The sequence below is a fragment of the Kaistella sp. genome (assembly GCF_032060305.1).
Lineage (GTDB): Bacteria > Bacteroidota > Bacteroidia > Flavobacteriales > Weeksellaceae > Kaistella > Kaistella yananensis.
Map to the genome: position 1 here is coordinate 1 of NZ_DAMBHK010000029.1, position 8,405 is coordinate 8,405.

The 8,405-nt window shown below is 42.1% G+C and carries 5 protein-coding genes; 4 read left to right on the plus strand and 1 reads right to left on the minus strand.

The window, feature by feature from the left end:
• The 3 genes from V5N63_RS05825 to V5N63_RS05835 all read left to right on the plus strand — a co-directional run.
• Positions 1-998, plus strand: a 998-nt coding sequence (locus V5N63_RS05825; RefSeq protein ID WP_332033196.1) for an efflux RND transporter periplasmic adaptor subunit, incomplete at its 5' end; no start/stop codon positions are given.
• Positions 998-4,147 (plus strand): efflux RND transporter permease subunit, encoded by a 3,150-nt coding sequence (locus V5N63_RS05830; RefSeq protein ID WP_332033197.1) that lies wholly within the window; start codon positions 998-1,000, stop codon positions 4,145-4,147. The genes V5N63_RS05825 and V5N63_RS05830, both read left to right, overlap by 1 nt.
• A 27-nt stretch (positions 4,148-4,174) precedes the next feature.
• A complete protein-coding gene (locus V5N63_RS05835) occupies positions 4,175-5,584 on the plus strand; it encodes an efflux transporter outer membrane subunit (protein ID WP_332033198.1) in 1,410 nt (469 codons plus the stop codon).
• Positions 5,585-5,636: 52 nt separating this feature from the next.
• Here the strand turns inward: V5N63_RS05835 and V5N63_RS05840 are convergent, their stop codons facing one another.
• A complete protein-coding gene (locus V5N63_RS05840) occupies positions 5,637-6,176 on the minus strand; it encodes an RNA methyltransferase (RefSeq protein ID WP_332028821.1) in 540 nt (179 codons plus the stop codon).
• Positions 6,177-6,240: 64 nt separating this feature from the next.
• On the opposite strand from V5N63_RS05840, the gene mutS reads away from it, so the two are divergent.
• On the plus strand, positions 6,241-8,405 hold a 2,165-nt coding region (gene mutS, locus V5N63_RS05845), incomplete at its 3' end, for a DNA mismatch repair protein MutS (RefSeq protein WP_442905783.1).

Here is an 8,405-nt window from a genome sequence, read left to right on the forward strand (position 1 = left end):
ATGTTACTAAAGGCCAGCCACTTTTCAGACTGGAAACCAATACGCTTAACCAATCTGCAGATGCAGCACGGGCAGGAATTGGGGCGGCACAGTCCGGTGTTGCTGCAGCAAAAGCAAATGTAAGTGCTGCGCAGGCCGCCGTAAATGCATCGCAGGTAGAGGTTAACAAACTTATTCCTCTGGTTCAGAAAAATATTATCAGCCCAGTACAGCTGGAAACAGCAAAAGCAAATTTATCGCGTGCACAGGCGCAGCTTGCCCAGGCTCAGGCGGCCCAGGCTCAGGCGGCGGCAGGTGTTTCTCAGGCTTCGGCAAATTACAAAGGTGTTCAGGCCAATATTAACTACTCTGTCATCCGGGCGCCTATTTCAGGAGTTCTGGGCAAACTGCCGTTCAGAGTGGGAAGTTTGGTTGGTCCCAACGACCCGACCCCTTTAACCACTGTTTCGGATACGAGTGAAATTTTCGCATACTTTTCAATGAATGAAAGAGAATATCTTGATTTCCTGGAAAATTCTTATGGTGCTACGGTTCCGGAAAAATTAAGAAATATGCCAATGGTGGAGCTTGAACTTGCCAACGGAAGTCTTTACGGAGAAAAAGGAAAAATTGAAGCCGCGACCGGACAGATTGATCCGACCACAGGTACTATTCAGTTCCGGGTGTCTTTTACCAATGCATCAAAACTGCTGAGCAACGGAAACAGCGGTACAATTAAAGTCCCAAAATTATATAATAAGGCTCTTGTGGTACCGGAAAGTGCAACTTTTGAACAGCAGGGTTTGGTCTACGTCTTTAAAGTTGAAAAGGATACCGCTAAGAATGTAATGATCGGAGTTACAGACCGTGTGAATAATCTTGTCGTCGTAAAAGACGGCATTAAAAAAGGTGAGAAAATTGTGGCTCAGGGCGTAGGTACATTAAAACCCGGAACTGCGGTAAAACCTAAACCTGCAAATTTCGACGAGATTGTTAACGCTATAAAACCGATTTTCTAATGGTAAAACATTTTATAAACAGACCGGTTCTTTCGAGCGTAGTCTCTATCCTCATTGTGATTCTTGGTGTTTTGGGCTTGCAGGCGCTCCCGATTACCCAATATCCCGATATTGCGCCGCCCACGGTAAGCATTAATGCCAATTACACCGGTGCGAGTGCCGAAACCGTAATGAACAGCGTAGTGATTCCGATCGAAGAGCAGGTAAACGGGGTAGAAGGAATGGATTATATTTCATCTTCTGCGAGCAACAACGGTTCTGCAAATATCCAGATTTTTTTTAAACAGGGCGTTGATCCAGATATCGCTGCGGTGGAAGTACAGAATAAAGTACAGCGCGCAGTTCCGCTTTTGCCTGCCGATGTTACCCGATCCGGAGTTACGGTACAGAAGCAGAGAACAAGTGCACTGATGTTCCTTTCATTTTATACCGATAATAAGGATTTGAATGAAGTCTGGCTTCAGAATTATATGAACATCAATATAATCCCGGAACTTAAAAGGGTAAATGGCGTTGGTGAAGCCCAGGCTTTTGGGGGCAAGAACTTCTCCATGAGAGTCTGGATCGATCCTGCAAAAATGGCTGCCTATGGTTTAGAACCCAGCGATGTTACCGCCGCGATCAACGAACAGTCCCGGGAAGCTGCCGCAGGGCAGTTGGGGCAGAACAGCGGAAGCGCTTTCGAATATGTAATTACCTACAAAGGAAAATTTAACGAAGAAAAAGATTATGGCGACATTATCCTGAAATCTATGGGGAACGGGCAATTCCTTAAACTTAAAGATGTCGCGGAAATTAAGCTTGATGCTCAGTCTTACTCAGGAATCGGAGAGAATAACGGAAGAAGATCGATCAGTATGGGGATTTTCCAGACGCCGGGTTCTAATGCGCAGCAAATTATTAAAGATATCAAAGTCTTCCTCGAAGAAAACGAAAAAACACTTCCGGAAGGCGTGGGCTATACCATCAACTTTGATACGAACGACTTTCTTGAAGCTTCTATCAGCAAAGTAGTCACTACTTTACTCGAAGCTTTTATCTTGGTTTTCCTGGTGGTTTATCTTTTCCTTCAGGATTTCCGTTCTACCCTGATTCCGGCCATTGCGGTTCCGGTTTCTATTGTCGGCACGTTTTTCTTTTTGAATCTTCTAGGATATTCATTAAACCTTTTAACCCTTTTCGCTTTGGTTTTGGCCATCGGGATTGTAGTTGATGATGCCATTGTAGTGGTAGAAGCCGTTCACGCGAAAATGGAACATGGTTTCTCCGATGCTAAAAAAGCTACAGTTAGTGCAATGGACGAAATTACCGGCGCTATTATCTCTATTACTTTGGTAATGGCTGCGGTATTTATTCCGGTAACATTTATTACAGGCCCTACCGGAGTTTTCTACCAGCAGTTTGGGATTACACTGATCGTGGCCATTTTAATCTCTGCGGTTAATGCATTAACACTGAGTCCAGTTTTATGTTCTCTGTTTTTGAAACCAAACCCTGCACATCACAAAGAATATACTTCGATGAACTTCCTGCAGAAGTTTTTCTATAAATTCAATGCAGCATTCAAAAGCGGAACAGACAGGTACGGAAGACTTTTCGTTTTCCTTTTAAGACATAAATGGGTAACACTCGTAATCTTTGCTGTAGGAGGATTGTTTTTCTGGTGGTCAAATTCCACTATGCCATCAGGCTTTGTACCCAAAGAAGACCGTGGGATTATCTTTACCGATGTGGCGCTCCCACCGGGAGCGTCTATGGAAAGAACGTATAATGTTTTAAAAGATTTGCAGGCAGAAGCCAGAAAAATCCCGGGTGTCGCCAACGTAACCTTTACTGCCAGCCGCGGATTTATGTCAGGTAGCGGTTCCAATGCCGGACAGGCGTTCGTGAGACTGAAACCATTTGACGAAAGGGCCAAAGATGATGATCAATCCGTGGAAGCGATTACTAAAAAGCTTTTCGGGCTGGCCGGAAAATTTCCTGACGCTAAAATTGTATTTTTCTCGCCACCAAGTATTCCGGGATTTGGTTCCAGTGATGGTTTCTCTGCAGTTCTACTCGATAAATCTGGCGGAAGTTTAAAACAGCTTGATGGTGTCGCTAAAGAATATCTCGGCGCTTTGATGGAGAGACCTGAAATTCAGTTTGCGCAAACCTCATTCAACACCAATTATCCACAGTATGAAATGGTAATTGATGTGCCGAGAGCCAAAGAAACTGGAGTTACGGTTTCAGATATTTTAAGTACGATGCAGGGATATGTTGGTGGTGTGTACGCGGCCGATTTCACCAAATACGGAAAACAGTTCCGTGTGATGGTTCAGGCGTTCCCCGATTCCCGAAACGAACCATCGGATCTCAGCAGTATTTTTGTAAAAACAGCTTCAGGTCAAGTGGCACCCATCTCGCAATTTGTAACCATGGAGAAAACTTTCGGACCCAAATCGGTGGAAAGATATAACCTCTTTACTTCGATTTCGATCTCGGGTTCCAACAATCCTGGATTTTCAACGGGTGACGCCATCCGTGCTGTACAGGAAGTTGCCGCAGAAAAACTCCCGGCAGATTATGTAGTTGAGTTTACCGGTCTTTCGAAAGAAGAATTAAGTTCGGGATCGCAAACCGCAATTATCTTTTTACTGAGTCTGGTATTTGTTTATTTTATCCTTGCCGCGCAGTACGAAAGTTTCCTGTTGCCTTTGGCGGTAATTATTTCGCTTCCGCTGGGAGTTGTAGGCGCATTTTTTGGGCAGAGAATTGCCGGTCTCGAAAACAATATTTATTTCCAGATCGCTTTAATTATGCTGGTAGGTCTTCTTGCCAAAAATGCAATTTTGATTGTCGAATTTGCGATACAGCGTAGGAATCATGGCGAAACTTTGGCCATGTCTGCCATCAATGCGGCAAAAGCGAGACTCAGACCGATTCTGATGACTTCCTTTGCCTTTATATTTGGGATGCTTCCGCTGGTTTTCGCATCCGGAATTGGATCTGTAGGAAACCGATCGATCGGAACCGGGGCCGCAGCAGGTCTTCTCATCGGAACGTTCTTCGGTCTGGTAGCGATTCCGGTTCTGTATGTGATTTTCCAGTGGTTACAGGAAAAGATAACACCTGTAAAAGTGAAAGACATTAATCTGGCAGAATAATTTCGTACACTGATTAAAATTTTAAAAATGAGAAAACATTTCAATATAAGAACTTTATTACTGTCGCTCATCACCTTTGCCGTGCTAACTTCGTGTACGGCCCGGCAGAAGTATGAAAGACCGAATGAGGTGAATGAAAATCTTTTCAGAACAGATTTGCTTCCGAAAGATTCTGCCAGCATTGCTACCGTTTCGTGGCGCGAAATCTTTACCGATCCTGTGCTTCAGAAACATATTGCAAGAGGCTTGGAGAATAATCTTGATATCCGAATTGCACTTCAGAATATCTCTGCCGCAGAGGCTTATTTAAAGCAAAGCAAAGCTGCGTATCAGCCGACACTTTCTGTAGGCCCCGGTTATACCTTCCAGACACAGTCTCTAAACACGCAATTGGGTCAGCTTGCAGGAGAAAGAAGGTATAATAATATTTATGATTTGAGTGCAGATATTTCCTGGGAAGCCGATATCTGGGGAAAAATGAAAGCTCAGGAAAAATCGCAGTTTGCAGAATATTTAGGTACAGTTGCCGCACATAAGGCAGTGAAAAGTGATTTGGTGGCTGCAATTGCGTCTGCCTATTATCAGCTTTTAACTTTCGATGAGCAGAAAAGAATCATCGGTGAAACAATTACCTTAAGAAAGAAAAATCTTGAAACGACAAAGGCGTTGAAGGATGCCGGAACGTTATCTGAAGTTGCTGTACAGCAAAGTGAAGCACTGGTTTTCAATGCAGAATCCCTGCTGATCAACATCAATACACAAACCGCGTTGCTAGAAAATGCATTAAGCCTTTTGATGGGTGAACCCTCGCATGCGATTGAGCGTACAACTTTAGCGCAGCAAAAAATGCCGGAACAGTATCAGTTAGGTTTTTCTGCAAATCTGCTTTCGAACAGGGCAGATGTAATGGCAGCGGAATATGGTTTAATTTCAGCTTTCGAACTCACCAATGCCGCCAAAGCACAGTTTTATCCAAGTTTGAGAATTAATGGCAGCGGCGGAATTCAAAGTCTGGATATTGACCATTTATTCACTGTGAATTCACTTTTTGCCAATGTGGTGGCAGGTTTGGTGCAGCCGGTTTTAAATAAAAGACAGATCCGCACCAATTATGAAGTGAGTTTGGCCAATAAAGAAAGAGCTTATCTGAATTTCCGTAAAACCCTTCTTACAGCCGGAAGAGAAGTTTCTGATGCTTTGAAAGTTTACGAATCTCAGGACAGTTTTATCGATTTAAAAAGAAAAGAATTAACCGCTTACCAAAAATCGGTGGAATTTTCGCAGGAGCTTGTGAACTACGGAATGGCAAATTATCTGGAAGTATTAAATGCTTCGGTAAACTCCCTGAACGCCGAACTGAATATTTCTAATGCCGAATATGCCAAAATGAAAGCTGGAGTAGAACTGTATCAGGCGCTTGGCGGTGGTTGGAAGTAAAGATTTATGATAAATAAATTTTAAAAATGTAGCAAAGGAAAATTCCCGTATGCTACATTTTCAGATTTTTAAAGAATTCCCACATCACAATTCCGCCGCAAACCGAAACATTCAGCGAGTGTTTTGTTCCCAACTGTGGAATTTCCAAGAATGCATCATAGATAGAAAGCGCTTCGTCGCTTAACCCATCCACTTCGTTACCAAGAACTAAAGCGTACTTTTCTCCTTTATTAATGGCGTAATCCGTCATTATTTCCGAAGTTGAAGTTTGTTCAATTCCGATGATTTTATAATTTTCGTTTTTCAGATTTTGCAAAGCTTCTGAAATATTTTTCTCGTAAATCCAATCTACGCTTTCCGTTGCTCCTAAAGCCGCTTTATGAATTTCGCGGTGCGGCGGTTGCGGCGTAATCCCGCATAGAATAATTTTCTCCACAATAAACGCATCCGCCGTTCTGAAAACTGCGCCTACATTATGCATGCTTCTCACATTATCCAAAACCACTACCAACGGAATTTTTTCGGTTTGTTTGAAGGTTTCTACATCGATTCGCCCTAATTCTTCGAGTTTCAGTTTCTTGGTGGATGACATTTTCGTATTTTTGTCAAAAGTAAGTTTTTTAAAACTCTTATCGTTAATTTCACATTCCTAAAATATTCCCGTGGCAAAGAAAGAGACTCCTTTAATGACGCAGTATAACACCATCAAGGCGAAGTATCCTGATGCGCTTTTGCTGTTTCGCGTTGGGGATTTCTACGAAACTTTTGGTACCGATGCCATCAGAACTTCCCAGATTTTAGGGATTGTGCTCACCAAAAGAGCCAATGGCGAAGGTCATATCGAACTTGCCGGTTTTCCGCATCATTCCGTGGATTCTTACTTGCCAAAACTCGTGAGAGCCGGACTTCGCGTTGCGATTTGCGACCAATTAGAAGATCCCAAATCCGTGAAAGGTATTGTTAAACGCGGCGTTACTGAGCTTGTCACTCCCGGAGTTACTTTCAATGAGCAGGTTTTAACCTCGAAAAAGAATAATTTTCTGCTTTCTGTACATAAAGAAAAAGAAAAATACGGAATCGGTTTGGTGGATGTTTCCACAGGAGAATTCCTGGTTTCTGAAGGGAATTTGGAGAAATTGTTGCATATCGTTCACACTTTCGATCCCAGCGAAATTATTTATCAAAGATCAACGGAACTTCCTTCTCAACTCAAAAATAAAAATTCATTTAAGCTCGAAGATTGGGCTTTTCAGTACAATTATGCTTACGAAAAACTCACCGGTCATTTCAAAACCAATTCATTAAAAGGTTTCGGAATTGAAGAATTTAAACTCGGAATTATCGCCGCCGGATCTATTTTTGCTTATTTGGTAGAAGATACGCATCACGCACTTTTGCAGCATATTACGAAAATTCAGGTCATCCCTCAGGACGATTATCTGATGATGGATAATTTTACGCTGAGAAACCTCGAAATCGTCTATCCAAGCAATCCACAAGGGAAATCTTTGCTCGATATTATCGATAAAACCGCAACGCCGATGGGCGGAAGATTGTTGCGAAGAAGATTGATTCTTCCATTAAAATCCGTCGGTGAAATCAACAGAAGACTGAATTTAATTGAGTTTTTCAATAAAGAAGATCATCTGAAATATGAAATTCAGCAACTATTAAAATCGATTTCCGATCTTGACCGATTGATGGGAAAATTGGCTTCCGAAAAAATTTCACCGAAAGAGTTAGGTTATCTGCTTCACAGTTTGATGAATATTCATCAGATTAAAAATTTGCTCCATCCTTTTGCGGAGATTTTGGCGTGGCTTGAGCCGCTTAATAATCTTGAAGAACTCATCACGTATTTGCAGAGTTACCTGAATGATGAACTTCCAGTGAATATTGCAAAAGGAAATGTGATAAAAACCGGAATTTCCGAAGAACTCGATCACTTGCGAGGTTTGCAAAACAAAGGAAAAAATTTCCTCGACGAAATGTGCGAACGAGAAATCGAACGAACAGGAATATCAAGTTTGAAAATCAGTTTCAATGGTGTTTTTGGATATTTTATTGAAGTTCGGAATACGCATAAAGACAAAGTTCCGAGCGACTGGATCCGAAAACAAACTTTGGTGAATGCCGAAAGATACATCACCGAAGAACTGAAGGAATACGAAGACCAAATCCTTGGCGCTGAAGAAAAAATCTCAAAAATTGAGCACGAACTTTACCGAAAAGTTTGTGAAAATGTGATGATTTACATTGATGCCATTCAAGGAAATTCAAAAATTATCGCGGAACTCGATTGTGGCGTTGGTCTCTCTGAGTTAGCAGTTTCCGAAAGTTATACGAGACCAATTTTAAATGATTCTTACTCGATTGAATTGAAAGAAGCGCGACATCCGATTATTGAAAATGCGCTTCCATTAGGAGAAAAATATATTCCGAATGATTTGTTTCTGGATAAAGATTCGCAGCAGATTATTATGGTCACCGGACCGAATATGGCAGGTAAATCAGCGATTTTAAGACAAACTGCAATTATTTGTTTAATGGCACAAATCGGAAGTTTTGTCCCCTCGAAACATGCGGAAATCGGGATTCTCGATAAAATTTTTACGAGAGTTGGCGCTACGGATAATATTTCGGCCGGCGAATCTACTTTCATGGTCGAGATGAATGAGGCGGCGAATATTTTGAATAATATTTCTGAGCGAAGTTTGATTTTATTGGATGAAATTGGCCGCGGAACTTCCACTTACGACGGTGTTTCCATCGCTTGGGCGATCGCGGAATACCTGCATCAGCACCCAACTCAGGCGAAAAC